The organism is Agromyces humi (assembly GCF_009720255.1).
In the GTDB taxonomy this organism is placed as follows: Bacteria; Actinomycetota; Actinomycetes; order Actinomycetales; family Microbacteriaceae; genus Agromyces; species Agromyces humi.
In genome coordinates this window covers 1-787 of sequence record NZ_WJSP02000711.1, presented here as the reverse complement: position 1 = coordinate 787, position 787 = coordinate 1, and the positions used below count along the sequence as shown (strand labels likewise).

1 protein-coding gene is annotated in these 787 nt (G+C 74.1%); it reads left to right on the top strand.

The annotated features are described in order from the left end of the window. A partial coding sequence (locus GH736_RS23715) for an FtsK/SpoIIIE domain-containing protein (protein WP_268891268.1) occupies positions 1 to 787 on the top strand: 787 nt, incomplete at both ends.

Here is a 787-nt window from a genome sequence, read left to right as displayed (position 1 = left end):
CCGTCCCCTCGAGGAGCACGCTGCGCGCGCCGGTCGGCATGGCGGGCGGCGGTCCGCTCGAGCTCGACCTCGTCGAGCGCGGACCGCACGCCATCGTCGCCGGCACCACCGGCAGCGGCAAGAGCGAATTCCTCCTCGCCTGGATCGCCGCTATGGCGCGCGACCACCAGCCCGACCGGGTCGCGTTCCTCCTGGTGGACTTCAAGGGCGGGGCGGCCTTCGAACCGGTCCGCGAGCTTCCGCACGTGGTCGGCGTGGTGACCGACCTCGATGAGGCCGAGGCCGAGCGGGCGGTGCTGAGCCTGCGCGCCGAACTCCGCCACCGCGAGGCCGTGCTGCACGCCGAGCGCGCACGCGACATCGCCGAGTTGCGGCCGGGCGTGGAGCTGTCGCGGCTGGTCATCGTCGTCGATGAGTTCCAGGCCATGGTCGAGCGATTCCCCGAGCTGGGCGGGGTCATCGCCGACATCGCCGCGCGCGGGCGATCGCTCGGCGCGCACCTGATCCTGGCCTCCCAGCGCCCGAACGGCGTCGTCCGCGAGCAGGTCACCGCGAACTGCGCCATCCGCATCTCGCTGCGCGTGATGGACACGGCCGACAGCCTCGCCGTGGTCGGCAGTGCGGCAGCGGCGTCGATCGGACCGGAGACCCCCGGCCGTGGCGTCGTCGACCCCGGTGACGGTCGCCTCGTCCCCTTCCAGTCGGCCATCGCCGACCCGCAGACGATCGAGTCGATCCGCGCCGCCGCGGCATCGGCCCCGCGCCCGCGTCGACCGTGGGTGGCGTC